Below are 26,172 nucleotides of genomic sequence, written 5' to 3' on the forward strand. Positions count from 1 at the left end.
TCTGACAACTCGTAACTGGCAACTGGTAACTACTCAGAGTAGGTTTTCAGGTGGGCAATCACCGACTTCGGCTCTTGGTAGTTGAAGTGGATTTTGTCGCCATCTTTTACTTTCCGGATGCCTTCCAGCATAATCTTGTCGTCGGCCTTCAACCCCGAGGAGATGATGTAGAGGTCGGGCATTTCAGCGGCCACGGTCACCTCTTTCTGGTGCACCTTGTTCTTGCCATCCACCACGTACACGAATTTTTTCTCGAGCACTTCGAAGGTGGCTTTCTGCGGAATAATCACGGCGTTTTTGAGCGGTACAGTCATCAGCACCGAGCCCGTTTCGCCGTTGCGCAGCAGGCCTTTGGGGTTGGGGAAGGTGGCCCGGAAGGCAATGTTGCCGGTTTCGTTATTGAAGTCGGCCTCAATGGTTTGTACCACGCCGGGGTAATCAAACACCTCGTTGTTGGCCATGCGCAGCTTCACCTGCAAGGGGCTGTCGGACTGGGCGTGCGATTTATAGGACAGGTATTCTGCTTCCGGCACGTTGTAGTACACCCACATCTTGCTGTTGTCGGAGAGGGTAGTGAGCAGGTCACCCTCATCTACCAGACTACCGAGCCGCGCCTGGAAGTGGTCCATGATGCCATTGAAGGGAGCCTTAATGGCGGTGAACTGCAGGTGAGTTTGGGCCAAGGATACTTCTGCTTTTGCCTTTTCCAGCTTGGCCTGCGACAGAGCCAGCTCATTGGGCGATACGATGTTGCCGTCGGCCAGCTTCTTGGTGTTCTGGTACTCGATGTTCACGAACTTGGCCTCGGCCTGGGCTTTTTTCAGCTCAGCCTGGTAGAGCAAGGGCATGATCTGAAACATCATCTGTCCTTCGTGCACGTACTGGCCCTCGTCCACGAAAATCTTCTGGAGGTAGCCTTTTTCCAGCGCCCGCAACTCAATGTGCTGGTAGGCATGAATCTGCGACACGTACTCCTTGGTGATGGTCGTGTCTTTCTGCAGAGGGCTGGTAACCAGGAACTTTACCTTTTCTTCCTTTTCTTTCTTCTTTTCGGAGCAGCTTGTACTTCCGTACAAGAGCCCTAAGCTCATAAGCATGAGCGTGAACGTTCTGTTCATAAGAACTATACTGGTGATCTGAAGAGATATAATTGAGGGGAGTGCGCTACCAAAGGGCAGGAGAAGGAGGGGCATCAATGACCGGTGCGTGTCAGGCCGGAGCAGGTAAAACCCAGATAAAATGCGGACGCAGCATCATGTTGTCGGCTGATTAATGATGCAAAGCACTTACCTCGACATGAAGACGGTATGAAGCAATCAGAAATTTGGCCGGCACGTTCGGGCCGCGGGAGGGGGTAGGGTTTAAATAGGGCATTTGCCTACCCCCGCACTCGTCGCAAACCCTCACTTACTAAGGGTAGACTGCGGAAAACCCACATAAACAGATAGCATGGGGAAACAAAAAAGGCGGCCCACGGGCCGCCTTTTTTGTTTCTGGTAAGATGAGTTATGCTAGCGGATAACCAACCGCAAGGGCTTGCTGGGGAGCCCGGTGCCTTGCACCTGCAGCAAGTATACCCCCGCACCCAAGGTAGCCGGCAGTTGCAGCGGCACTTCCAGTTGGGTGGTTTTGCTCAGGTTTTGGGTCATCACGGCGCGGCCGCTTAGGTCGCGTAGCGTTACCTGAATGGGGCCCTGGGCTGCTTTGGGTAAGCTCAGCGTCACGCGGCCAGTGCTGGTGGGGTTGGGATAGAGAGCCAGCTGGCTGGTTTGGGCCGTGGTGGTAGCCAGAACGGCTGTGCGCAGGGCTACGGCTTCTACCTCAGAGTAGCGGGCACCAGTGGCGCTGGCCTGCCGCAACCGGTAAAAGGCCTGCTTCAGATTCGGTAGGGCCTGATCCTGGTAGGTGTATTTGAGTGATTGAGCCGTAATGCCCCGGCTGGCTACAAAGCCAATCTGCTGCCAGGCGCTGGCGTCCGGGGAGCGTTCTACGGCATAACCGGCCGTGCTCGTTTCGCTGCTCATCGTCCACTCCAGATCCACGGTGCCGGGCTGGGGCTGCGTGGCGGTAAAGCTCGACATCTGCACAGACAGCGGGTTGATGGTAGGGGAGAGCGAGCCGAAGGTGAAGATGCCGCTGCTGAGGGGCTGCCCCGAGGCTACTGAGCCTGCGCCTAGTGCTCCGCCCAGGGTGCCGGAGCCGGTAGTCGTCCAGGTGCTGCCCTCCAGGCGCGCTACCTGCAGATCCTGCGAAAAGTCATCAATGCCACTACGGAAGGCATTTTCCCAGTACAACTGCACCGTAACCAGGCTAGCCGCCGAGCCTTCCAGTAACCAGTGCTCTACCTGGCTAACCTCGCTCAGCGGGGTATTGGCCGTGCGGGTGGGGTAGGCGGTGGGCACGTATTCAGCCGTGAAGGAAGCAGTGGTGCTGGCCGGAGCCGAAATGCCTAGGCGCGCCCATTGCCCATCTTTTCCGAGGGGGAACACAAAGGCTTGCTCGCCCAGCTTGCGCAGTGGGCCCGCTACGTAGGAACCCGTATTACCCGGCGTGGCAGTAGCTTCGTTGGCAAGGGTTAGAAGGGTAGCCGCCGAAGTCTGCACTAGGCCATTCGTCAGGGTAAGAGTGCCCGTCAGGGTGAAGGGCGCGGCCAGCGTCAGGGTTTTGCCGGCAGCATTCAGGGTTAGGTTCTGCAAAGAGGTAGCACCCGTGTTGGTCAGGGTGAAGCCGCGCGTCACGTTCAATTCACCTTGGTACACCCCAGCAGCGGCGCTCAGCGTGCCGTTTTCTGCCAGCAAGTCGGCGGCTTCCTGCAACTGCGAGGCAGTGCCGGTTTGGGGGCTTTGGGCGTCGGTGTGGAGGTAGGCGAAGGTTGGCAGAGGGCCAACGGCCGCGTCAGCATCAGTGGCCGCGTGGAGGTAGGGCGCGAAATCAACCAAGCCAGTAGGCGCCAAGCTAGATATAGGCGCGAAACCGGCATCGGGGCCGCCTAGGGTTACTACTAATCCGCCCAGGCCAGCCTCACCGCGCACGACGGCCGGCTGGTTGCTTCCCAGCCAGTTCAGGGACGCCTCTACGGGGCTGCTCAGGTTTACGGCCCGAATGGCGGTAGCGCAGCTGTCCAGCCGGTTGCCGCGGATACTGTCGCCGCTGGCAGGCACGTAGCCGTTGCGGGTCATGTTGAAGAAGGGGGTAGCACCGGTGCTGTTGGCCGGGCGGTCCTGCACCTGCACCGCAATCTGGCACTGGGCCACCACGTTGCCGAATACTTTGTTCCGGCTACCCTCTACCACTATCCCAAACCCATTGAAGAAACCTGCTGAGCTAGCAGCATCGGCCTGGAAGCCCCGGATGGTGTTGCCCTGAATGTAGGCCCCACCCGTAAGCAAGTCGCCGTTGAGGCCGCCGCCCGCGTTAATCACGTTCCGGTCCCGATCAATGAATACAATGCCTGCATGGTCGATGCTTAAGGACGCCGAAGCGCTCAGAGGCCGGGCAATGTAGTTGTTGCGCACCACGAAGCTGCCGGCCCCACCGCGCTGGCCGTTGCCGGTGCACGATTTCAGCTCCATGCCCACTGCCGCGTTGTTACGGATAGTGTTGCCTTCAATGAGAGCCGCTGGGCTGGTAAATGCTCCGTTGGCATCGCGCTGGCCCCCGGCCCCCAGAATGGCCAGGGCTGGCTCTTGGTTCTGCTCAAACCGGGAGCCCCGAATAATCAGCCCGCTTACGCTGCCATCGTTCACGTCAATTCCGCTCCGGCGGTTGCCCTCGAACACCCCGTTCTCAATCAGGATGTTCTGCTTGTGTCCGTTCACTAGGAACAGGCCTCGGCCGGCACCGTTGCTGGTGGTGTTAGCCCCCTCGGCGCTGCGGGAGGCAGTTACCCGCCGGAACGTCAGGTTTTGCACGCCACCCAAACTGTTCCAGAAAATGCCGCACTGGCGGTTGGCCACAGCTTCCACATCTTCCAGCAACACGTTGGCCCGGGCCGCACCGTCGGTTTGCAGGCCGAAGTCGTAGGCGCGCAGGGTCAGGTCGGCAATGGTAAGTGGCTGCGCGCTGGTACCGCCGCTGGCCGTAAGCAGCAGCCCTACTTCGGTGGTCTGAGTAGGAGCGGGCTGCAGGCCGCCATCAAAGATAGTGGCACGGGTAGGGGCCGCCGAGGCAGTGCCTGCGCCCTGGAGGTTCACATTTTTGTTGAGTACGATGCGCTCTGTGTACGTGCCGGCATCAATAAAAATGGTTTGCACTTCGGGGCCGGCCTGGGCGAGGGCGCGGGCTACCGTAGCATAGGGTGCTGCTGCCGAGCCATTGCCCGTAGCGTCGTTGCCAGGGGCCGTCGTGAAGACGTCGCCGGTAGTGGCTGCATCGTTCACATAGAGGCCAGGCGCGCTACCCGTGGTCTGGGCGCTGGCCTGCCCAACCGTCAGGCCTAATCCCAGCAAAAATGGACTTAAATGAGGTAAGAATGTCTTCATGCAATAAGATGTAAATCAGGGCTTTGCTTGTGGCTGCAAAGGTCGGATAAAATGAGAAAAGTATAATCGATAAAGTAGGCGTGTATAAGAAAGGCTGGGCTCTCAGAACGGGCTTGCTGCTCTATATATGGGAAAATGTTAGTGTATACCTGCTCTGTCGCATCCTATAAGTGGAATAAGCGGCTTAGTTGGTTATTAATTTTATTATAGAACTGATAAAAATCAGTTTTCCGGTACTTCGGAGCAGGACGCATAGGCAGCCAAGACGGCCTTGCCGGCCGCTATGGAAAGTCAGCAGGAAGTAGCCGTTCCGTAAAACCAGACGAGTCTGGCGTCGCGCGCAGGTTCCTGCCTACCTTTGTAGGTAGTATGGCCCGCATCCCGAAAGAAACCGTTGATCAGATCATCCACCACGCCGATATAGTGGAGGTAGTCGGCGACTTTGTGTCGTTGAAGCGCAAGGGCCAGAATATGTGGGCCTGCTGCCCGTTTCACCACGAGAAGTCGCCGAGTTTCTCAGTAGCGCCGGCCAAGGGGCTGTACAAGTGCTTCGGGTGCGGCAAGGCTGGGGGGGTAGTCCAGTTCATCATGGACATTGAGGGCACCAGCTACGTGGAGGCCCTGAAATACCTGGCCAAGAAGTATGGGATTGATGTTGAAGAGGAAGAAAAGACGCCCGAGCAGCAGCTGGCCCAAAACGAAAAAGACTCCCAGTACATCGTTTCCAACTGGGCCAAGGACCACTACCACCGCCTGCTGCTAAACACTGATGAAGGCCAGGGCATTGGGTTGAGCTACCTGCGCCAGCGCGGCCTCAACCAGACGACTATCAAAACCTTCGAGCTGGGCTACTCCCTCGACCAGTGGGACGACCTACTGAAATCGGCGGAAAAGGCAGGCTTCGAGCGCAAGTACCTCGAGAAAACTGGCCTCGTCATCACGAAGGAAGATGACCAGGGCCACGACACCGGCCGCCGCTACGACCGGTTCCGGGGCCGTGTGATGTTCCCGATTCACAACGTATCGGGCCGCGTAATTGGCTTCGGGGCGCGCACGCTCAAGCCCAACGATAAAACGGCCAAGTACCTCAACTCGCCGGAGTCGGAAATCTACCACAAGTCCGATGTACTTTATGGGCTTTACCAGGGGCGGCAGGCCATCCGCACGGAGGAGCTGTGCTACCTGGTAGAGGGCTACCTCGATGTGCTGAGTTTGCACCAAGGCGGCATCAAGAACGTGGTGGCTTCGTCGGGAACCTCACTCACCGACGGGCAAATCCGCCTTATCAAGCGCTACACCGACAACGTAACGGTGCTCTACGACGGCGACGCGGCCGGCATCCGGGCCTCGTTGCGGGGTATTGATATGCTCCTGGAAGGCGGCCTGAACGTGCGCGTGGTGCTGTTCCCCGACGGCGACGACCCGGACAGCTACATCCGAAAAGTAGGCGACCAGCGTTTCAAGGACCACCTCGAAAACGCCAGCCAGGACTTTATTCAGTTTAAAACGGATTTGGTAAGCCGCGAGGCCGCCCAGGACCCCGTGAAGAAGGCCGAGGCCATCCGGGAGGTGCTGCAAAGCATCAGCAAAGTACCCGACCCGATTAAGCGGCAGGTTTTTCTGCAGCAAACGTCGCAGGCCTTCAGCATTGATGAGCAGGTCCTGATTTCGGAGTATAACAAGCTGGTACGCAACGCCTCGGGCAAGGCGGCCGGCGGGGCTTCGGGCAGTAGCAGTGGGGTAGGGGCCAGCGGCAGTTCGGCCTTGCCGACTCCGGCCGCTACCCCCCGCCCGGCCCCAAGGCCGATGAGCCCCGAGGAGGAAGCCGAAGCCCTAATGTACGGGGCCTCGCCCGAAGACCTGATGGGCGGCGGTGGCGACCTGCTGGCCATTACCAAGGAGGACCTGGAGCCCGTGCCCGACGTGCTGGAGCAGTGCGAGCGGGAAATTGTGCGCCTGCTGCTGCTGTACTCGCCCCAGCCCTTGGCCCCCGACATCAGCGTGGCCCAGTACCTGCTGCAGCAACTCGATACGCCCTTCAAAACCGGTATTTACGCCGATTTGCTCCACCTATGTCAGGAGGAAATGAATCAGGGACGCTGGCCCGAAGTGCGCACCCTCATCCAGCACGGCCGCTCTGATATTCGGGCCCTAGTGGCGGAGCTGGCCACGGAGAAGTACGAGCTGAGCCCCAACTGGACAACGCACCAGATTTACGTGCCCCGGGAGCTGGATTTGCTGCAAACCGCCTGCGACAATGCCATTCTGCGCTTCAACAAAGTAAATGTGGAGCGTGCCCTGGCCGAGCACATGGAAGCCCTGCGTCGCCCCATGGATGAGGCTGCCCTAGACGAGCATCTGACCAACATTCGCCTGCTCAAGCAGATGGATAACCAACTGGCTAACCTGCTAGGCACTGTCATTCCGCGGGCTGCTATGTAAACGGGTTTGCGGCATGGGGTGGGGTAGGAAACTGGCCTGGCTATCGGTGGGCAGTGGTTCTTCTTTGTAGCTTTACGCGCCTCACCAGCTCCTTTTGCCTGTGCACATCCTCCAGCTCTGTCCGCGCGTTCCGTATCCGCCCACCGATGGCGGGGCCATTGCCATGTACGACGTAACGGCGGGCCTGAGCCGGGCGGGGCACCAGGTAACGGTACTGGCCCTGAACACGCCCAAACACCACCAGCCCGCCAACGTGCTCGACCACCTGGGCTCCCTGGTGCGCCTGATTCCGGTGGACGTGGACACGCGCCTCTCGCCGGTGAAAGCCCTGCGGAACCTGCTGTTCAGTGAGTTGCCTTACAACATTGAGCGGTTTGTGAGCCCGGCGGTGGTAGCGCGGTTACAGGACGTCCTGAGCACGGAAACCATTGATGTAATTCAGGTGGAAGGCGGTCTGGTTTCGTGGTACGTGGATACGGTGCAGCGCCTGGCACCCGGTATTCCGGTGGTGCTGCGGGCTCACAATGTGGAGTACACCATCTGGCAGATGCTGGCCGAGCGCGAAACCAACGTGCTCAAACGCTTCTACCTAAGTCACCTGGCCAAACGCCTGCGCCGCTTCGAACACCAGACGTTGCCCCGCTTCGATGCCGTAGCCGCCATTACCGAGCCCGACCAGCGCCGCCTGCGGGAGCTGGGCTGCCAGGAGCCAGTAGTATTCGTGCCCGCCGGCGTCGATTTGAACCGGTTTCAGCGCGACCCCGCCATCCGGCCCAAACCGCGTACCCTGTTCATGATTGGCTCCCTGGACTGGCTACCTAACCAAGAGGGCGTGGACTGGCTGCTGCGCGAGGTGTGGCCCAAAGCCCATGAGCTATACCCCGAGCTTGAGCTGCACATTGCCGGCAAGGAAACCCCACCTCACATCCGCAACCTGAACCTTCCCGGCGTTACTATTCACGGCTTCGTGGAGTCGGCGGCGGAGTTTATGCAGCAGTACGAGGTGATGCTGGTGCCCTTGCTCAGTGGGGGCGGTATGCGCATTAAAATCATCGAAGGCATGGCCCTGGGCAAGTGCATTATCAGCACTGGCCTGGGTTCGGAGGGTATTCACGTGCGCGACAACTTTGATATTGTGCTCTGCGACGAGCCCTTGGAGTGGATTGAGCGCTTGGGCCGCTACTACCGCGGCGAGCTAGGCCAGCAGGACATTGGCGAAGAAGCTGCCCGCACCATTGCCCGCCTCTACGACAACCGCCGGGTCGTGGAAAGCTTCCTTGATCTGTACACCATCCTGACGCCCCAACCCCGTGCTGCCACTCGTTGATGCCGGGGTTGCGGCCGTGCTTTGGGGTAGCCTGCTGCTGGTAGCGCACACCTATGTGCTGTTTCCGTTGCTTCTGTCGCGCCTGGCCCGCGGCCGTCGGCAAAACCGGCAGGTGTATCAGCCCGCTGACCCGGAGCTCCCCCGCGTGGATATTCTGCTGGCCGTGTACAACGAGGAGCAGGTGATAGAGGAGAAGATTCGCTCCACGTTTACTACCACCTATCCGCTCGATAAGCTCACTTTTTACATCGGCTCCGATAACTCCCAAGATCAGACGAACGCCCTGATAACCCGGCTGGCCGCCCACCACCCCGGCCTGCAGTTCCGGCCCTTTCACCAGCGCACTGGTAAGCCCGGCGTCATGGAGGCCTTGTCGGCCGAGGCTACGGCTCCCGTGTTGGTACTGACGGATGCCAACGTATTCTTCACCCCCGATACCCTTTATCACCTCGTCAAGCACTTCCGAAACCCGCGCATCGGGCAAGTGGGCGGCAACATCCTCAACCCCGACAGCCAGCACACCGGCATTTCAGGTCAGGAAAAAGCCTATCTGGAGCGCGAAAACCTTCTGAAATACCAGGAAGGCGTTGTGTGGGGTGCGATGATTGGGGCCTTTGGGGGGTGCTTTGCCGTCCGCCGAGCCTGCTACTACCCGGCCCCACGTTCCTTTATCGTCGATGACTTTTTTATCTCGATGGCCGTGCTGCAGGAGGGCTATCAGGCCATCAACGAGCTGGAGGCCATTTGCCACGAGGACGTATCGGATAAGCTGCCGGAGGAGTTCCGGCGCAAAGCCCGCATTTCAACTGGTAACTTCCAGAACTTAGTGGCGTTCCGGCGCCTGCTGTGGCCGCCCTGGCGGGGCGTGAGCTTCGCATACTGGTCGCACAAGGTGCTGCGTTGGCTGACGCCCCTGCTGCTAGTGCTGATGCTACTGAGCAACCTGGTGCTGGTGCTACGCGGGGCAGGCTGGTTTTACCAACTCATGCTGGCTGGGCAGATAGCGGCCCCGGCCGTGCTGCTTCTGGACTCGGCCTTGCACCGCCTGAATGTACATTTCCGGCTCTTGCGCTTCATCACCCACTTTTATAGCATGAATATGGCTCTGCTGGTGGGCCTGTGGCGCTTCCTGAAAGGAGTAAAAACCACCGTCTGGGAGCCTACCCAACGGTTTCAGCACAAAGGGTGAGGTAGGGTGATGAGGTGATAGGGGACAGGGTAAGGGCACGTCATGTCGAGCTGGTCGAGACATCTCGCGTGCTGATGTCGCCAGAGTAATCTGATTACCATTGCACGCGAGATGTCTCGACCAGCTCGACATGACGTGTTTGTGGCTCTTCATAGGTTGGCACTCAGAAAGCACTTCACCCACCGGAGGAGGGGTAGAAAGTGAGTTTTCCTACCCCTCCTCCGGTGGGTGAAGTGCTTGCATAGTGAGCCTAAGAAAGCCTACAGCTTCGCGAGCTTGTTGAGGTCTACCTGTTTCGCCACGGATTCTACCAGCTCCAGGTCGGGCTGCTTATCGGCTGTCACTTTTACCATAAAGCGGCCTCCTACGGCCAGCATCAGCTCGGCCTGGCGGTCCTTTTTGCGGTAGGTTTCCATGCCGGAAACTCCATCTATACCCAGGTTAGTCGATTTGATGATCTGCTCATCGTCTTCGCTTTCCATGCCCATGCCCAAGATGGCGCCCGCACCCTGATACAGCTTATTGGCGCCGTTGTAGTCAATGAGTTCCAGCTTCACGGTTGCGCTGTCGTTGGTGAACTCGCGCCCAGCATTGGAGAATGCCATTCCGCTCATCTTCATCGACTGGCCGGTGGGGTTAGCTGCGGTGTAGCCGCTTACTTCGGCGGGCAAGAAGGCTTGCAGCTCCTTATAGGGTAGGGAGAGAGTGTCGCCGCGCTTCTCGCGCTCAGCCCGGCGGCTCTCGGCCTCGTCTAGGGCCGTCGTCATCTTCTCACCAGCATCCTTCAGCTTTGCCAGCGAGTCGTACGATTTCTTTGCCTGTTGGGCCTGCTCGCAAGAAGTCAGCAGCAGGGTTGCGCCCACAAGTACAGGTAGGAGTTTATTCATAGAAGTGGTGGGTGAAGAATATATTAGGTTTCAAATATAGAGGTCTTGCCCACACAGCAAGCCGCAGGAACTCCAAGCTGCTGTTGCCCTCACCGGAACCACCTATAGTGAGCTTGTCCTCTTTCCTGGCTATGTTAAGGCCTTGATTTTCGTTGGTTTCCTGAATTCTTACCGCTATGAAAACCCTGCGTATTGCCATTCTGGGCTGTGGCAACATGGGCATGGCCTTCGCCAAAGCCTTTTTGCACTACAACCTCGTGGCCCGCGCCGACTTATTGCTGCTGGGCCGCCACCAGGAGCACTGCCAACGCCTGGCCGCCAGCCACCCCGGCCTGCCCAGTGCCGAGCTGACGCCGGCCGTCGGTGCCTATGATGTGGTGCTGGTAGCGGTTAAGCCTCAGGATTTTGGCAAAATTGCTGAAGGGCTCCGCGCGGTACTACAGCCAAAACAGGTGGTGGTGTCTATTATGGCAGGTATCCCGATTGCGCGGTTGCAGCGGGAACTGGCGCACCAGCAGGTGCTGCGGGCCATGCCCAACACGCCGGCCTTACTGGGCATGGGCATTACCGGGTTTTCGGCCGCGCCGGAGGTAGAGCGTAGCCGCCTGCACCAGGTAGAAAACCTGCTGAACGCCACCGGGCGCTCTATTTTCCTGGAAGATGAAAGCCTGCTCGACGCCGTCACGGCCGTAAGTGGCAGTGGCCCGGCTTACTTCTACTATATCGTGCAGGCTATGATGCGGGCCGGGCAGGAACTGGGCTTCTCCGAATCAGTAGCTGGGTTGCTGGTAAAGCAAACGATGCTGGGCGCCTACCATCTACTCAACACGTCCGATAAAACCCCCGACGAGTTGATTGCCGCCGTAGCCTCCAAGGGCGGCACTACCGAAGCCGCTCTGCGCGAATTTCAGGCCGGCGACTTGGCCCAAACCCTCGCCGCCGGCATCAAAGCCGCTCAACACCGCGCCACCCAACTCGCGAAGGAATAAGTGCTAAAATGATGAAATAGGGAAAAGGTGAGTTCGGGGTTCCGTTAGTGCTGATGCGCCAACAGAACAGCAAACTCACCATTTCCCTATTTCACCATCTCACCTTTCGTAACTTCGGGCGGCCGTTGCTGGTTGTAGCAGCAGTTCGCGGCTGATTTCCCGAATCTGAAATCCGCGAAATCCTTTTTAATCCGTTTAAATCCGCTATTCATGCTGGATTCCATCGAAGACGCCATTGCCGATATCCGCGCCGGAAAGGTAGTGGTGGTTGTGGACGACGAAGACCGTGAAAACGAAGGCGACTTTATCTGCGCCGCCCGTTGTGCCACCCCCGAAGTTATCAATTTCATGGCTACCCACGGCCGGGGCCTGGTATGTGCTCCGCTCATTGAGCAGCGCTGCGAAGAGTTGGGTTTGGAGCTGATGGTAGGCCGCAACACGGCTCTCCACTCTACGCCCTTCACTGTCAGCATCGACTTGCTGAAAAATGGTGTAACTACCGGCATCTCGGCTTCCGACCGTTCCAAAACCATTCTGGCCCTCATTGACCCCGATACTAAGCCGGAGGAGCTGGGCAAGCCGGGCCACATCTTCCCCCTGAAAGCCCGCAAAGAAGGTGTATTACGCCGGGCTGGTCACACTGAAGCGGCCATCGACCTGGCCCGCCTCGCGGGGTTTGAGCCGGCCGGGGTGCTGGTAGAGATTCTGCGGGAAGACGGCGAAATGGCCCGTTTGCCCGAACTGCGCGAGGTAGCAACCAAATGGAACCTCAAGCTGATTTCGGTACAGGACCTGATCAAGTACCGTCTCGAGAAAGAAAGCCTCATTACCCGCGAAATTTCGGTGAAGCTGCCTACTGACTATGGCGACTTCGACCTGATTGCCTACACCCAGCGCAGCACCAACGCTCAGCACCTGGCCCTGGTAAAAGGCGACATTTCGGGCCCCGAGCCCGTGCTGGTGCGCGTGCACAGCTCCTGCGTAACCGGCGACATCTTCGGGAGTTGCCGTTGTGACTGCGGCCCCCAACTGCACCGCGCCATGCAACAGATTGAGCGTGAAGGCCGCGGCGTTATCGTGTATATGAACCAAGAAGGCCGTGGCATTGGCCTCCTGAACAAGCTGCGCGCCTACAAGCTGCAGGAGCAGGGCCGCGACACGGTAGAAGCTAACATTGAACTCGGCTTCGGCATGGATGAGCGGGATTATGGGGTAGGCGCCGCCCTGCTGCGTGATTTGGGCATTAGCAAGATGCGCCTGCTTTCCAACAACCCGCGCAAGCGGACCGGCCTGATGGGCTACGGCCTCGAAATCGTGGAGTCGGTGCCTATTGAGGTGGAACCCAACGAGCACAATGAGCGCTACCTCACCACCAAGCGCGACAAGCTGGGCCACACCATTCTGCACAAAGACCGCACCCCCCACCCGGATACGGCGGCCACTACGGCGGCGGAGTAAAACAAATCCAGCGTCACCGATTACACTAGGCTCCTGTCGAACGTAGTTTCGGCAGGAGCCTGTTTCTTTCGGAAAATCAATGATTTTAACGGCAATACTTCGACACGGAAATATCCTTTATTCCTTATGATGCGTCTGTTTTCAACCTGCATAGCAGCTGCTTCATTGTTTGCAACCTCTACCGCGCAGGCTCAACAGACCATCCGAAAAACGCCTACGGCCCGCGAGGTGAAACAAGCAGTTGAGCACTTGGCTGACCTTGCAATAGGTGATGGTGAGGCCGATTTTGTGGCTCGAAAAGTAGTGGCCTACCTGAAAGCACATCGGCTTGATGATGACGAAGCTAGTGAGCTAGGCCTCACCTTGGCAGCCGCCTCAGATGATCAGGCCCAGTTATGTGTGTACTATTTCTCGCACGACTCGGGCGGTACCCCGGCACCGTGGATAACGTGGTGCTGCAGTGGCAAAATGCAGCGGGTAAGCTGTTTGCGTATCACTTGCCGGTAGAATGTGCCTTTACTGAATTGTATCCGCTTAAGACGCCAGGCCGCAACATGTATTTGTTGCTGGGCCGTGAGAAAGCCTATACCTTTTGCCTCGCCTTCACGGCGTACGTGGTGGAGCTTAAAGGAGACTATCTGATTTTAGATAACCAGGTGTTCAGTGTAAACGGATACAGTGACAAGAATGAGTTGTCAGCCTGTAACGTGGAAATGACCTTCGATCCGGCCCGGCAGGTTCTGTCAGTGGATATAGATGACGGTCTTCCAAAAAGTGAAGAGGGAGATGGCTTTTCTGCTACACCGTTTAAGCCGTTTAAACTTCGCTTTCAGCAAGGCCGGTTTGTGCCGCTGCGGTAGCTAAATCAAGCACTATGCCCGCCATTACAGCCTGAGCTTTACCAACCGTGAGCAAGTTGGCGTACCCGGTCAACTACGCTAACTTGCTCACGGCTGCTCCGCAACCGTAGGCCCTTAGCATTGCTTTCGTGAACCTGATGCAGTATCGTTTTAAACCGCCCCTTGGACTGCTGGTAGCGGGTGGGCTGTTTATGTCCGCTGCCATACAAGCCCAAACTCCAGCCCGGAAGGCACCTACTGCCCTAGAAGTAATAAACGCCGTAGCGCACTTAGCGAGCTTTCACCAAGGCGAAGCCGACGATGGGGAAATGGCAGTGCGCGTGGGCCGGAAAGTGGTTGCCTACCTAAAAGCCCATAAGCTGAGTGCTTCGGAGGCTGGTAAGCTGGGCCTCACGCTGGGGCCCGTTTCGCGAGACGCAGCTCAGCTGCGGGTCTGTAGCTTCTCGCACGAGTCGGGTGGTACTCGGGGAACCGTTGATAATGTGGTAGTGCAGTGGCAAAATGCGGCGGGCGAGTTATTCGCCTACTACCTGCCGGTAGAAAGCTACTTTACTACCCTCTATCCACTGACGGCTCCCGGTCGCACCATGTACTTGTTACTGGGGCATGAAAAGGGAAGCGGTTTATGCTTGGGCTACACGGCCTACGTGCTGGAACTGAAAGGGAATTACCTGATTCTGGATAATCAGGTGTTCAGCGTCAAAGACCATAGCAACAAAAACGAGCTGACGATTTGCAACGTGGCTATGACGTTTAATCCGGCCCGACAAATCCTATCGTTGGACGATGCGGGCGGCCCAGGAAAGGCGGATTTCTACTCCGATGAGCCATTCAAGCCATTTAAACTTATCTTCCGTCAGGGGCGTTTCGTACGATTACCCTAGCCGTCCAAAAAGCGGATTTGTGTACTCTGTCATATGAAGAAACTTCTCTGCTACCTGCTGCTTCTGCTGCCTCTCACCACCCAGGCCCAGCGTGGTGGGCAGGGCTTTACCCAGCAGTTTAACCAGGCCACCGTGTTGCTGAGCACCGGCGACACCATTACCGGCCCGCTGGCCCTGCACCGCTCCGAGGAAATGCTGACCATGACCATGGCCGACAACACTGTGCGCACGCTACCCGCCGTGAATGTGCAAAGCTTTGCCGTGCAGGGCGAGCGGTACGACCGGAGCCGGGAGCGGTTTTATTACGACGATTTCTATTCCATGCGGCAGGGCTACTACTACGGTAACCCCTACTTCAACTCCCTGCCACGGCCACGCCGCCGCGAGCAGCCCGATACGGCCCTGGTGCGCGTGTTCCGGACCTACCGCTGGAACCGCGACAATGACTACAGCGACTTCCGGGCCCCTGGTTTTTTTGAGCAGTTGAGCGGCGGCCCCATCATTCTGCTCCGCCGCGAAGGCTTGGTTGAGCGCCCCATCACCTACAATGGCCCATATGGGTACGGCGGTTATGGCTACGGTGGTATGCCGGGCCGGACTATGGGCTACTACACCGATGTGAAGGATAACTTTTACTTGGGCCTACCCAACGGGAATGTGCTCAGCTTACGTAATCCGAAAAAGGATCTGCTCAGCTATTTCCGCACCCACTCCCGCCAGATTGAGCAGTATGCCAAGGAAAACAAGCTCAGCTACACCGATGCCCGCGAGCTGGCCTACCTCGTGAATTACGCTAACTCATTAGGAACTAAGGGAAAATAATAAAACAACCTGTCACCCAAAGCAGCGCGAAGGGCCTCTGCCTATGGCTCCTAAAAAGAGTCAGGGTAGAGGTCCTTCGCGCTGCTTTGGGTGACAGGTAATAAACTTGAGCTACTTCTTCTTATAGCACCCTTAGCACGGGGTAGCGCAGGTAGCTCGGCTCATAATGCTCCGACTGGCGATACACCCAATCAAGCTGGGCCTGGGCGCTGGTGGCGAAGGTGGGCTCGGCTTTCTTTTTTGCTTCTAGCTGAGCGCGCAGCTCCGGCTTCTGGCGCAATAATTCAGCCGCTATATCCTCGAACACATAGTCGGAGAAGTGCTCTTTCTGCTGCAGAATGCCATCGAAGAACCCCCACGCAAAAAACGAGTCAGTGGCCTGAGGTTCGAGGGTTTCGATGAGGTAGCGGGCCGCCGGCTGGCTGAGCGTTACCACATAGTCGCCACGTAGGAAAGGGAGGCTTTGGCGCACGGGGCGCACCTGCACCTGGGAGTGAAGGTAGTGGCCTTCGTAGGGGCGGGGGCTGGTTTTGTAGTCCTGGATGTAATAGACCTCTCCGCTGATAGTAGTATCGGCCGGGAGCTGCCGTAGCTGTACACCGGAGAGGCGCAGGCGGTCCACTACCTCGCCCCAGGCTTGCGGGATGACGTAGGCCACTGGCCGCTGCACCGTTACGGTCGGACGGAAGGTGTTGTAATACGGGATGGATTTGGTGTAAGGTGCCTTCCGGTCGTAGGTGAGGCGGGGTAGGCCGCTTACCTCGCTGGGCTTGGTTTTGCCCTCGAAACCCCGGAAGCTGAAGCGTTCAGCAGCGGTAGTGTCCAGGCGCCAACCCAGGGCGAATTGCTGCTGGGTGCGGGTTTGGTCAGCGGCTGTGGCGCGGGCCTGGGCAATGGCTGCAGCATCCTGGTGTACGGTTTTAATCAGCAGGTCCAGGAAATCGTAGGTGGCTTTCACGCGGGGCGTGTAGGCCTTCAGCATGTGGGTTTCCGTCACAAACCCGATGGTGTTGAACAGGGTAGTGTAGCCAGTTGAGTAGCGCGGCGTTTCCAGAAAACCCACCAGGCCGCGGGCATCAGGAGTGCGGCCCTCAAAATCGACGTAGGGCGTCAGGTACCACTTCTTTTTGTCCATGCCCCCGTAAAGAGAGGGTAGCAATTTCTGTTGCAGATACTGGCTCAGGGCCGGGTGCAGCTTGTCTTTCTGCGTGGCAATGAGCGTCATGGTGTACTGGTAGTCGGCCCCGTTGGAGGTGTGGGTGTCTACGTAGATGTCGGGCTGCCAGCGCTGAAAGAGCTGCGCAAAGGAGCGGGCGTTGCGCGAGTCCTGCTTAATGTAGTCCCGGTTCAGGTCGAGGTTGCGGGCGTTGCCGCGAAATCCGTAGCTCTCGGGCCCATTCTGGTTGGTGCGGGTGGTGGAATTGCGGTTCAGGGAGCCATCCACATTATAAATCGGAATGAATACGAGCACCACATCGGCCAGCTGGCGGCGCAGCTCCTTTTTCTGCACGTAGTCGCGGGCCAGCATCATACTGGCGTCAATGCCTTCCGGCTCGCCGGGGTGAATGCCGTTCTGAATAAAAACAATGCGCCTACCCTTACTGCGCACCGAAGCCGGCTCGAAGTCGCCATCCAAAGAAACTACCACCTCGTGCAAAGGCCGCCCGCTATCTGTGCTACCCACCTCGCGCAGTTGAATCTCGGGATAAGCTGCATCGAGCTGCTGGTAATAGTTGATGCACTCGGCGTGAGTAGTAGTGGTGTTGCCGTTACCTTTCTCGAAAGGGGTTTGCCAGTCGGCGGGGGGTAGGGCGGGGCCAGTCAGCAGAAAGGAGGAAAGAAGCAGTGCAAGCATAAGGCAGGAAGAGGAGAACTGGATGTCGGAAGTGCAAATAGCCTAAAAACACGTCATCCTGCACAAAGCCCCGTATTTTTCACGCCTGAGAAGCTGCAGCAACTTGCAGGGGCAACTACTTTTCATGGGGTGAATAGTGGGCAGCAAAAAACGGTTCGGGCTGTAAGAACAGGTAGTAAAAAGCCCGCCGAGTCGACACATCTCGACCCGGCGGGCTTTTTACTATCGGGTTATCTACTAGTACAGTCGGCGTGGGGCCGGGAACAGTAGCTGATCCACGCTGTATTTGCCGGGGCCGGCAAACGCCAGCCCAAAAAACAAAAAGGCCGCTTCCAAGGCATGCGAGTAGGTATTGAAATCGTGGCCGCTGCTGAGGTGCATAATGGTGGCCACTAGCATTGTGCCCAGTAGCAGCACGCAGGCCCACCGAAAAAACAGCCCAATGGCAATAAGTTGCCCGCCTACTGCTTCGGCGGCAGCTGCCAGAAAACCCCAGAAGGCCGGAGCAAAATCGAGACCCACCAGCTTCATGGCACCGCCTACCTGTGCCCAGGCCTCAGGGCCACCCGTAAGCTTCGGGTAGCCATGGATGGTAAACATGATGCCGATTCCTACGCGCAGTGCAAGCAGGCCGAAGTCGTGGGTGCGGTAGCGGTTTTCAAAGAAGGCCATAAGCAGGGAGAAGGCAGGCCGTGCAGGTAAGTTCGACAGTAGATTAAGATAAGCGGCTGCTTCCGGCGTTGCCAAAGTACAAGATTTGCAGCGGAATGCAACAGTGCCGCCAAGTAGCCTACTGGTAAAGTAATACCCCCGTGATGCGGGCCGCTGGTGGAATCTCAGAGGAGCTGATTTCTTCCGGATGCTTGGCCGGCAATGATTTCGGATCAATTACCCAGGCCATTTGCACCTCACCCGATACGGCGGCGAAGCCCGCCGGCGTATTGCGCACCTTCGTGAGCCCCAATGTCTGGCGGGCCGCTCCGAACGGAGAGCCTACTCCAATGCCCTCGGCCGTACGGTATTGCGAGTCATAAATACGGATGCGGCGCAGGCGAAACCCGGTGGCCGAGTCGCCGATGAGGTGCAGGATGGTAGGTGGGGCCGTTGGGCGCTGGGCATCGCGCATTTCGTAGGCGGGTAGGGTCTGCCCTTTGTCCTGATAGGTGGTGGCGCGCAGCAGGCTGGCCGGTATCACCGCCTTGATGCGGTCTTCGCGCATGCCTAGCAGCAAACGGCCCGCCCGCCCGGGGCTTAGCAAGTGCAAGGAGTCGGGGGTAGGGGCGCCGGGGTTGGTGGTGGGCGCACTGGCATCCTGAGCTACCGCGGCACTTCCTGGCGAGGCCGTAGCGGTGGTGCCAGCAGCCGGGGCGAAAGGAGCCGTGCCAGGGTCGTTGGCGTTGCGGGTGGTACTGGAGTCGCACCCTGCTAGTCCAGCCAACAAGGTGCTAACGGCCAGAAATTTACTTACTGAATAAACGCGGTGTTGCATACGGGCTATACGCAGGGGGTAGGCCAGGCGTTGAAAACCCGATGGCGTTATGAGGCGTTAGTGTTTCAGCCAGGCCAGGCGGCCCCACCGTGCTGTTCCTACCTTTGGCCCTTCCTTTCACCCAATCCTTTTGCTTGTGTCTGCTGAAGCTCGCAAACCACTTATTCTGATTTCCAACGACGATGGCATCACGGCCCCCGGTATTGCTACGCTTGTGCGCGTGATGCGCCGCATTGGGGAAGTGGTGGTCGTGGCCCCTAACTCGCCCCAATCAGGAATGGGCCATGCCATTACCATTGGCACGTCGCTTCGCCTCGACCCCAGCACTATTTTCGAGGGCATTGAAGCCTATGAATGCAGCGGCACCCCTGCCGATTGCGTGAAGCTGGCCAAGCATCACGTACTAAAGGACCGCCAGCCCGATCTGGTGGTGTCCGGCATCAACCACGGCTCTAACTCCTCGGTGAACGTACTGTACTCCGGCACCATGTCGGCGGCTATTGAGGCAGCCATTGAAGGGCTGCCTGCCATTGGCTTTTCCCTCTGCGATTACGGCCACGGCGCCGACTTCTCGCACGTAGAAGAGTGGGTGGAGTACCTCACGCGCCAGGCCCTGGAGCATGGCATTCCGCAGGGTACGGCTCTGAACATCAACATTCCTAAAAACTCCGCCCAGCCCATTGCTGGGGCCCGCCTGTGCCGCCAAGCCCGGGCGAAGTGGCAGGAAGAGTTCGACCTGCGCTACGACCCCCACAACCGCCCCTACTACTGGCTGATTGGCAACTTCGTGAATGAGGATAAGGGCCAGGATACCGATGAGTACGCTTTGGCTAACAACTACATTTCCATTGTGCCCTGCCAGTTCGACCTCACGGCCCTGCATGCTCTGCGCGAAATGAACACTTCCTGGCAGCTCAGCGGCACGCCTCAGGGCAAGGCCGCGCCAGCGCCCACCTTGGGCAGTGCCCAGCCCGCTCCCGGCGAATCGGCCGAAGGGCTAGGGTAACCGTATTTGTGCATATAACTACAAAAAAGTCCTTGCCAATACCGGCAAGGACTTTTTTTACTTAACGCCAAGGCGTGTGGGAATGGGTTGGAGGCTGGTGCGGGGGTAGGGCCGAAACGTGCTTGTGCAGCTCCGGAACGTGCCGCCGGATAACGGGCACTGAGGCCATATGTCGGGGTAGGGACGGCGGTTGATTCCAGCCCCTAAGCAAGAGAAATAAGGCAGCCAACAGGAATGCCGCCAACAGCAGTTTTTTCATCATGAGCACGGCATAAGATGGTGCTCAAAACTACACGCGGCCGTATGAAGGCTGCGTGAACCCAAGCAGTCTTAGTGGGCACCGCCGTGGCGCACGGTAGAGGTCCGGCGGATGGTGGTCGTGCGTTTAACGGCCGCCGGTTTCTTGGTGGTTTGAGTCTGGGTGGTGGTTTTGGTGTTACCGCTGGGGGTAGCAACCTGGTGGGTGCGGGTAGTTTGGGTCCCGGTAGAGGTGGTTTTGGTGGCCGTGGTTTTCTGTTGAACGGCCTGGGCCTGGGCACTGCAGGCAAAAGCTGACAAAGCCAGCAAGGCAAGAAGCTTTTTCATGGGTGGGTAGGTGTGTGGGTAGAGAATAACTTCTTCTACGCAGCCCACCATTTACGGATGTGCTTCCGGCCCCTCAGGGAAACTGCAACTGAAACGTGGTGCCTTTTCCTACCTCTGATTCTACCGTAAGCGTAAGCTTGTGGAAGGTGGCAATGGTTTTGGCAATGGGCAGGCCCAGCCCGTAGCCTTCCGGCGCCGAAGCCCCGGCCTGAAACCGCCGAAACCGGTCGAAGAGGTGAGGTAGATGCTCGGCGGCAATGCCAGGGCCGGTGTCCGTGACCCTAAGCAGGTAGCCGCCCTGCGGAGCCGGCCGTCCCTGCACCACAATGCTGCCACCCCAACGGTTGTATTTAATAGCGTTGCTGACCAAGTTGAACAGCAGCGTAAACAGCAGCGTGCGGTTGGCCTGGGGTAGCACGTAATCGGGCTGCAGATCGAGCTGTAGCTCCAGTTCCCGCTGGGTCAGGCGGTCTTCCAGCTCGTCGGTTACGTCAGTCAACACGGACGTTAGCGACACGGCTTCGTCGCGCAGATACTGCTCATTTTCGATGTTGGCAATCAGCAGCAGGGTTTTGACGGTGTTGCGCAGGCGATACAGCGTCTTCTGCGACTCCACAATTTTCAGGGAGTGGGCGTGGCCGAGTTCCGGGTCTTGCAGCAGGTTCTCGAACCTGGATTGCAGGATGCTGACCGGCGTCAGCAACTCATGCGACACGTTCGACATAAACTCCCGCTCCTTCTCAAAGGCCGACTGAATCTTGCTCATCATCTCGTTGAGGCTGTTATCGAGGCGGCGGAAGTCGGCGGTATCGGTGTGCAGGGGGGTGTACGAAAAGGCCGAGGGGTGATGCACGCCCTGAAGCTTGCGGGTAATCAGCTCCCGTAGCGGCCGCAGCAGGTAGTGGGCAAAGGCCGCATCGGTGAAAATGGTCAGGGCTGCCCCAATCACCAACACCCACAGCGCCATGCGCCGCAACGTGTCCGTCAGTAGCTCTACGGTAGCCAGCGAGGAGCCAATTTCCAGCCGGTAACTGCGCCCACCCTCCGAAAACTGCTCGCTCAGGATGCGGAAGTCCTCAATCTGATTATCTACCTGCCGGGGTTCATCGAAAATACGCGGCGTGTGCGCGGCTGTGTCGGCGGTGGCAGGTAGGGGCGTTAGCGTGATGTACTCCTGCTTCAGAATGTTGTAGTCGGCGTAGGCCTCGCCCTGCACAAAGGTTGAAATTCCGCTGCGGTGAATTAGCTGCACTACTTCCGCCTGTTTCTCGTGCAGGCGCTGATCGGTGTGCGATATAGCCACCCGGCTCACAATAGGCGGAATCACGAGAGCTCCCAGCAATACTAGCAGCAGCTTCGACAACGCATTAAACAGGGCCAGCTTTGCTTCGAGCCGCATGGGAGGGAATTGTGTAGCTGAGTAAAGTGCTTTGAGAATACTGCTGAATGGATAGTAGAGGCAGCACGCGTGTCTGGCACGTCATTCCTGAGGGCAGTAGAGAAGCGACGTTATGCAGAGCTGTTCTGAAATGGTTAGCGCAGTTTACTCCGTCATTCTATAACCAATGCCGCGCACGGTTTCCAGAAAATGAGTGGGCGCAAACTGAGCAAGCTTCTTGCGGATATTCTTGATATGCACGTCGATGTAGTTGGAGTCCGAGTCATCTTCCAGCACGTTGCCCCACAGGTGTTCCCCTAACTGCAGGCGCGTGAGTACCCGGTTTTTGTGCAGCAGCAGGTAATGCAGTAAGTCGAATTCCTTTTTGGTGAGCGTCACATCCTGATCTTGGTAGCGCAGGGTACGGCCGGTAGCATCCAGCTGGAAGCCCTGCCCGAAGGTTAGCTCCTGGCGCTTAAGACCAAACTTGCGCCGCATAATGGCCTGCATGCGGCTTTGCAGCTCCAGCAAAGAGAAGGGTTTGGGTAGGTAATCATCGGCGCCCAGGTCCAGGCCCTTTACCCGGTCGTCGATGGCGCCGCGGGCCGTCAGGATAATAAAGGAGGCTTCCTGCCGCTCATTTTGCCGGGCCTCCCGGAGCAGGTCTAGCCCGTCGCCGCCCGGCAGGCCCAGGTCCAGCAGCACGAAATCATAACTATTGACAAAGATTTTCTCCGAGGCCTCGGCGTAGGTAAACGCCGAATCGACGAGGTATTGGGACTGCAGCAGAAACTGGCGGACCTCCTGGTGCAGGCTTTTTTCGTCTTCCACAATCAGAACGTGCATAGGGCAATTCAGGGCTAAATGATAACGTAAGTACGCAGCCCCGCCGTGAAGAGACGATGAAGCGCCGGTGGGGTTAGTGGGGCTGCGGCTGCGTGAGGGGGTAGGGCGGACTTGCGTTGGTTGCGCAAAATATTGGTTCTTGTGCGCTCATCCACCTCTTTTTCACTTGGCCTCATCTGCGGTACCCGTTAGCATTATCATCCCGGCCTACAACGAAGCGGCTGGCATTGGGCACTTGCTGGCGTATCTGCGTGCCGAAGCCGACGAAGCCACTGAGCTGGTGGTAGTAGATGCCGCCAGCCCCGATGGTACCGCCGCCGCTGCCCAGGCCGCTGGGGCACGGGTGCTTCAGAGCCCCCGGCGGGGTAGGGCTGCCCAGCTCAACCACGGCGCCAGTCAGGCCCGCGGGCAAATTTTATATTTCCTGCATGCCGATACATACCCGCCCGTGGGCTTTTTGCAGCACGTCCGGGAGGCGGTGGCGGCCGGTGCCGGCAGCGGCTGCTTCCGCCTGCAATTCGACTACCCCCACTGGTTTCTGCAACTCAACGCTTGGTTTACCCGCTTCGATGTGGACCTCATTCGCTTCGGCGACCAGAGCCTGTTTGTGCGGCGCGACGTGTTCGAGCAAGCCAGGGGCTACCGGGAAGACCTCCTGGTGATGGAGGATCAGGAGATTATCAGTAGGCTGCGGCGCGGTGGGCCCTTCCGGGTGCTGCCCCAGGCTGTTGTTACCTCGGCCCGCAAGTACCTGGATAACGGCGTGTACCGGCTGCAGCTGATTTTCACCCTGATTGCCGTGCTGCACTGGCTGGGTGTGTCGCAGCCCCGGCTGGTGCAGCTTTACCGCTACCTCATCCGGCAGGATAAACTGTGAGACCTAGAGCAAAAAAAGGCCTCCCCGAACGGGGAGGCCTTTGAGTTGAAGTAGGGGGTAGGGAAATACCTACTCGCGTACTACTTTCAGGAAAGTGGTGTGGCCATCCAGCACAACCTGGGCCATGTACACGCCCGCTGGCAGGCGCGGCAACTGAGGCAGCTCTACCACGGCCTGAGTCAGCAGGCTGCTAATATTCTGTTGGTAAACTGTTTGGCCGGCCAGAGTCGTCAGCTGTACGGAGCCGCTGGTGGGCAGGGCTTCCGTAGCGCTAAGCCGCAGCTGCAGGCTTGTTCTGAAGGGGTTGGGCGCTGCCACTACCCGCACGGCCGAGTTAGCCGCACCTTTCACCGACAGGGCCAGCACCGAGGAGTAGGTGCTGCTGCCATCCACATCCACCTGCCGCAGGCGGTAGAAGCGGGTGCCCGTACCGGTGGCCGCGTGTTGGTAGCGGTAGGTGTGTGCCTGCGCTGAAGTACCGGCGGCGGCTACCTTGCCCACTGTCCGGAACGTGCGACCGTCGGAGCTGGCTTCAACCTCAAAGGCGGCTGAGTTGAGCTCCTGGGCGGTTTGCCAGGTCAGGTTGGTGTGAGCAGGGGCCGCTTCGCCCACAAACGACGTAAGCTGCACCGGCAGGGGCGGGTTCACGAAGGTGGCCGATGCGGTATTATAAGCTACAAACGCCAAGTCGCTGCTGCCGCTAAGCAGAATCCGGAACTTCCGAATGCGGCTTACATCCTCTAGTTTAATGTTGAAAGCAAGCAAATCAGCTGACCACAGCCGCAGGTCCCGGTCAGTTTGCGTGAAGCCGCTCTGCAGCGTCATGGGGGAGGAGGAGGCTTCGTAGAAGTCGGCCGTCCAGCGGCCAACCGTCGGAATGTTCGTGAACGTCACGGTTACAGTACCACCAAGCACGTTGCCATTCTCGTCCAGAAACTGGTAGCTGTCCTGCGAACTGCTGGGGTCAGCGAACTGGGTAACCAGAATGTCGGGAATACCGTCTCCGATGCTGCCTGAGGTTACCTGGGAGATGTTCAGGTCAAGCGTACCTGCCGGCACGTTGGCTACCCCTGTTCCTAAGTTCAACCCATTGCGGCCGTCGCGCAGGTAGTACGGAATGTCGCGGCGCGGAGTAGGTGAGCTAGCGCCATTCCGCACCCCGTCAAAAAACTCACCCAGGCCTACCTTGGTGTTACCGGTAAGAGCACCACTAATGGTATTCAAGGGCAAAGCCTGATACCGGGCTTTGGTGAAAGAAATGCCTTTAGTTGTCAGAAGGTCATCGTCAACACCGGTAGAATAACGAACTCCATTCAGCGTGAAGGCCAACAGATCGTGCGAATTGTCGGGTTTAACGGCGCTAACTGTGGTAGCAGAGCTCTGCCAGAAACCGCCGAAATCGGTAATAATTTCAGTGACGCCGTTTACTCCTTGGGCTTGGCTGGAAAGAGTACTGCCGAAGATAGCGGCGGCTACGAGGGTAATTTTTTTCATCATGGGAATAAAATGAGGCTGCAGTAGGCTGAATTCAGCGAAGAGCTTTTTTAATGAGTAAGCGTAGGGTTACATAAATCTGGTGTAAAACTATGTGATTATTCTGTAATCCTAGAATTATTTCCCTTAAAAATTACACTAAAATTGGACTGCTTTAAGGAATTTTCCTTCTGCCAAGTGCCCGCAAGGCTTAGTCCTACTGAGGAGGTTTCCCAAAAGACTGGCGGTTTTAGCCCATTTTGAAAACGGTGCTTTTGACGAGCTGTTTGCGCCCCGCCGTTATTCTTCCTTGCTTTAGCACATGAAACGATTTGCCTTTTTCCTACCCCTGTTACTGAGCTTAATGGCTTGGTCAGCAACTGCTCAGGTTTATACCGCCTCCGATCCGCTGGCCCATACCTACAGCATTGTGGCCCGCGACCCGCAAACCGGCGACTTGGCCGTGGCTGTGCAGAGCCATTGGTTTTCAGTAGGCACCAGTGTGAGCTGGGCTGAGGCCGGGGTAGGGGCCGTGGCTACGCAGTCGTTCACCAATAAGTCCTTCGGGCCGCGCGGCCTGGCGCTGCTAAAAAGCGGTAAATCGGCCCAACAGGCGTTGGATGAACTTCTGCGCACCGACGAAGGCCGCGACGTACGCCAGGTAGCTATTATCGATAATCAGGGCAGAGTAGCCACCCACACGGGCAGCAAGTGCATTGATATGGCGGGCCATCAGCAGGGCAACCAGTTTTCGGTGCAGGCTAACATGATGCTAAATAGCACTGTGCCTGCGGCCATGGCCAAAGCCTACGAGCAGAACGCCCGCCTACCCTTCGCCGAGCGGGTAGTGTCGGCGCTGGATGCGGCTCAGGCGGCTGGCGGCGACATTCGGGGGCGTCAGTCGGCTGCCTTGTTGGTGGTGAGGGCTAAGCCTGGCGCGGGCATCTGGGAAGACCGCCTCATTGACCTGCGCGTAGATGACGCCGCCGAGCCGCTCCAGGAGCTTAGCCGCCTGCTGCGCTTGCACCGCGCCTATGAACACATGAACGCCGGCGACCTGGCCGTTGAGAAAAACGACGTGCCCGGCGCTATCCGCGAGTATGAGGCCGCCGAAAAGCTGTTTCCTCAAAACCTGGAAATGAAGTACTGGCACGCCATCAGTCTGGCCAATAAGCAGCAGGTACCACAGGCCATAAAGTTGCTAGCACCCATCTTCCGGCAGGATGCCAACTGGCGCACTCTCACTCAGCGCCTCCCCAAGGTTGGGTTATTGACCGTCAGCGAGGCTGAGCTAAAGCAGATTCTGGCAGCCAAGTAGCCTACC

Annotated in this window: 23 protein-coding genes; 12 read left to right on the top strand and 11 right to left on the bottom strand. The window is 58.1% G+C overall.

What is annotated here, in order from left to right:
• Positions 1–29 precede the first annotated feature (29 nt).
• Both DNI29_RS08770 and DNI29_RS08775 read right to left on the bottom strand, forming a co-directional pair.
• On the bottom strand, positions 30–1,118 hold the full coding sequence (locus DNI29_RS08770; RefSeq protein WP_110977710.1) for an efflux RND transporter periplasmic adaptor subunit: 1,089 nt from the start codon (positions 1,116–1,118) through the stop codon (positions 30–32).
• A 393-nt stretch (positions 1,119–1,511) separates the two neighbouring features.
• Positions 1,512–4,481, bottom strand: a complete 2,970-nt coding sequence (locus DNI29_RS08775) for a T9SS type A sorting domain-containing protein (protein WP_110977711.1) — start codon at positions 4,479–4,481, stop codon at positions 1,512–1,514.
• A 369-nt stretch (positions 4,482–4,850) separates the two neighbouring features.
• Here DNI29_RS08775 and dnaG point away from each other — a divergent pair, with 369 nt between their 5' ends.
• From dnaG to DNI29_RS08790, 3 genes are all read left to right on the top strand, one after another.
• Positions 4,851–6,923 carry a DNA primase gene (dnaG, locus tag DNI29_RS08780; protein ID WP_110977712.1) on the top strand — a complete coding sequence of 691 codons (2,073 nt, stop codon included), beginning with the start codon at positions 4,851–4,853 and terminating at the stop codon, positions 6,921–6,923.
• Positions 6,924–7,023: 100 nt separating this feature from the next.
• Complete coding sequence (locus DNI29_RS08785) at positions 7,024–8,250, top strand: glycosyltransferase family 4 protein (protein WP_123823145.1); 1,227 nt, start codon at positions 7,024–7,026, stop codon at positions 8,248–8,250.
• Complete coding sequence (locus tag DNI29_RS08790) at positions 8,234–9,439, top strand: glycosyltransferase (RefSeq protein ID WP_110977714.1); 1,206 nt, start codon at positions 8,234–8,236, stop codon at positions 9,437–9,439. Before DNI29_RS08785 ends, DNI29_RS08790 begins: the two co-directional genes overlap by 17 nt.
• A 260-nt stretch (positions 9,440–9,699) precedes the next feature.
• On the opposite strand, the gene DNI29_RS08795 is transcribed toward DNI29_RS08790, so the two are convergent.
• Positions 9,700–10,326, bottom strand: a complete 627-nt coding sequence (locus DNI29_RS08795) for a hypothetical protein (protein WP_110977715.1) — start codon at positions 10,324–10,326, stop codon at positions 9,700–9,702.
• A 185-nt stretch (positions 10,327–10,511) separates the two neighbouring features.
• Between DNI29_RS08795 and proC the strand changes: the two genes are divergently transcribed.
• The 6 genes from proC (at position 10,512) to DNI29_RS08820 (ending at position 15,339) form a co-directional block, all read left to right on the top strand.
• On the top strand, positions 10,512–11,315 hold the full coding sequence (proC, locus tag DNI29_RS08800) for a pyrroline-5-carboxylate reductase (RefSeq protein ID WP_110977787.1): 804 nt from the start codon (positions 10,512–10,514) through the stop codon (positions 11,313–11,315).
• Between the two features lie 210 nt (positions 11,316–11,525).
• Positions 11,526–12,773, top strand: a complete 1,248-nt coding sequence (locus DNI29_RS08805) for a bifunctional 3,4-dihydroxy-2-butanone-4-phosphate synthase/GTP cyclohydrolase II (protein ID WP_110977716.1) — start codon at positions 11,526–11,528, stop codon at positions 12,771–12,773.
• A 126-nt stretch (positions 12,774–12,899) separates the two neighbouring features.
• Entirely contained in the window at positions 12,900–13,280 is a 381-nt protein-coding gene (locus DNI29_RS24095; RefSeq protein ID WP_123823146.1) for a hypothetical protein, read from the top strand.
• Positions 13,214–13,633: a hypothetical protein gene (locus DNI29_RS08810; RefSeq protein WP_110977717.1), complete on the top strand. Its 420-nt coding sequence runs from the start codon at positions 13,214–13,216 to the stop codon at positions 13,631–13,633. The genes DNI29_RS24095 and DNI29_RS08810 overlap by 67 nt, the downstream gene beginning before the upstream one ends.
• A gap of 191 nt (positions 13,634–13,824) precedes the next feature.
• On the top strand, positions 13,825–14,517 hold the full coding sequence (locus DNI29_RS08815; protein WP_123823148.1) for a hypothetical protein: 693 nt from the start codon (positions 13,825–13,827) through the stop codon (positions 14,515–14,517).
• A 33-nt stretch (positions 14,518–14,550) separates the two neighbouring features.
• Positions 14,551–15,339 (top strand): hypothetical protein, encoded by a 789-nt coding sequence (locus DNI29_RS08820; protein ID WP_110977719.1) that lies wholly within the window; start codon positions 14,551–14,553, stop codon positions 15,337–15,339.
• Between the two features lie 121 nt (positions 15,340–15,460).
• Here DNI29_RS08820 and DNI29_RS08825 read toward each other — a convergent pair whose 3' ends face one another.
• From DNI29_RS08825 to DNI29_RS08835, 3 genes are all read right to left on the bottom strand, one after another.
• Positions 15,461–17,194, bottom strand: coding sequence for a M14 family metallopeptidase (locus tag DNI29_RS08825; protein ID WP_110977720.1), 1,734 nt, complete (start codon positions 17,192–17,194; stop codon positions 15,461–15,463).
• A 237-nt stretch (positions 17,195–17,431) separates the two neighbouring features.
• Positions 17,432–17,866 (bottom strand): DoxX family protein, encoded by a 435-nt coding sequence (locus tag DNI29_RS08830; protein ID WP_110977721.1) that lies wholly within the window; start codon positions 17,864–17,866, stop codon positions 17,432–17,434.
• 118 nt (positions 17,867–17,984) lie between these two features.
• Positions 17,985–18,683, bottom strand: coding sequence for a hypothetical protein (locus DNI29_RS08835; protein WP_110977722.1), 699 nt, complete (start codon positions 18,681–18,683; stop codon positions 17,985–17,987).
• A gap of 130 nt (positions 18,684–18,813) precedes the next feature.
• On the opposite strand from DNI29_RS08835, the gene surE reads away from it, so the two are divergent.
• Positions 18,814–19,689, top strand: a complete 876-nt coding sequence (gene surE, locus DNI29_RS08840; RefSeq protein ID WP_110977723.1) for a 5'/3'-nucleotidase SurE — start codon at positions 18,814–18,816, stop codon at positions 19,687–19,689.
• 61 nt (positions 19,690–19,750) lie between these two features.
• Here surE and DNI29_RS24100 read toward each other — a convergent pair whose 3' ends face one another.
• The 4 genes from DNI29_RS24100 to DNI29_RS08855 all read right to left on the bottom strand — a co-directional run bounded on the left by DNI29_RS24100 (position 19,751) and on the right by DNI29_RS08855 (position 22,498).
• Entirely contained in the window at positions 19,751–19,951 is a 201-nt protein-coding gene (locus DNI29_RS24100; protein WP_123823150.1) for a hypothetical protein, read from the bottom strand.
• A gap of 68 nt (positions 19,952–20,019) precedes the next feature.
• Entirely contained in the window at positions 20,020–20,274 is a 255-nt protein-coding gene (locus tag DNI29_RS08845; RefSeq protein WP_123823151.1) for a hypothetical protein, read from the bottom strand.
• Positions 20,275–20,347: 73 nt separating this feature from the next.
• A complete protein-coding gene (locus DNI29_RS08850) occupies positions 20,348–21,673 on the bottom strand; it encodes a sensor histidine kinase (protein WP_110977725.1) in 1,326 nt (441 codons plus the stop codon).
• 144 nt (positions 21,674–21,817) lie between these two features.
• Entirely contained in the window at positions 21,818–22,498 is a 681-nt protein-coding gene (locus tag DNI29_RS08855; RefSeq protein ID WP_110977726.1) for a response regulator transcription factor, read from the bottom strand.
• 166 nt (positions 22,499–22,664) lie between these two features.
• Here DNI29_RS08855 and DNI29_RS08860 point away from each other — a divergent pair, with 166 nt between their 5' ends.
• The gene (locus DNI29_RS08860) at positions 22,665–23,375 is read left to right on the top strand and encodes a TIGR04283 family arsenosugar biosynthesis glycosyltransferase (RefSeq protein WP_110977727.1); all 711 of its coding nucleotides are present in this window, start codon (positions 22,665–22,667) and stop codon (positions 23,373–23,375) included.
• A gap of 69 nt (positions 23,376–23,444) precedes the next feature.
• Here the strand turns inward: DNI29_RS08860 and DNI29_RS08865 are convergent, their stop codons facing one another.
• Positions 23,445–24,872 carry a T9SS type A sorting domain-containing protein gene (locus DNI29_RS08865; RefSeq protein ID WP_110977728.1) on the bottom strand — a complete coding sequence of 476 codons (1,428 nt, stop codon included), beginning with the start codon at positions 24,870–24,872 and terminating at the stop codon, positions 23,445–23,447.
• Positions 24,873–25,170: 298 nt separating this feature from the next.
• Here DNI29_RS08865 and DNI29_RS08870 point away from each other — a divergent pair, with 298 nt between their 5' ends.
• Complete coding sequence (locus tag DNI29_RS08870; RefSeq protein ID WP_110977729.1) at positions 25,171–26,166, top strand: DUF1028 domain-containing protein; 996 nt, start codon at positions 25,171–25,173, stop codon at positions 26,164–26,166.
• The last annotated feature ends 6 nt before the right edge of the window (positions 26,167–26,172 follow it).

The sequence above is a fragment of the Hymenobacter sediminis genome (genome assembly GCF_003231285.1).
Lineage (GTDB): Bacteria > Bacteroidota > Bacteroidia > Cytophagales > Hymenobacteraceae > Hymenobacter > Hymenobacter sediminis.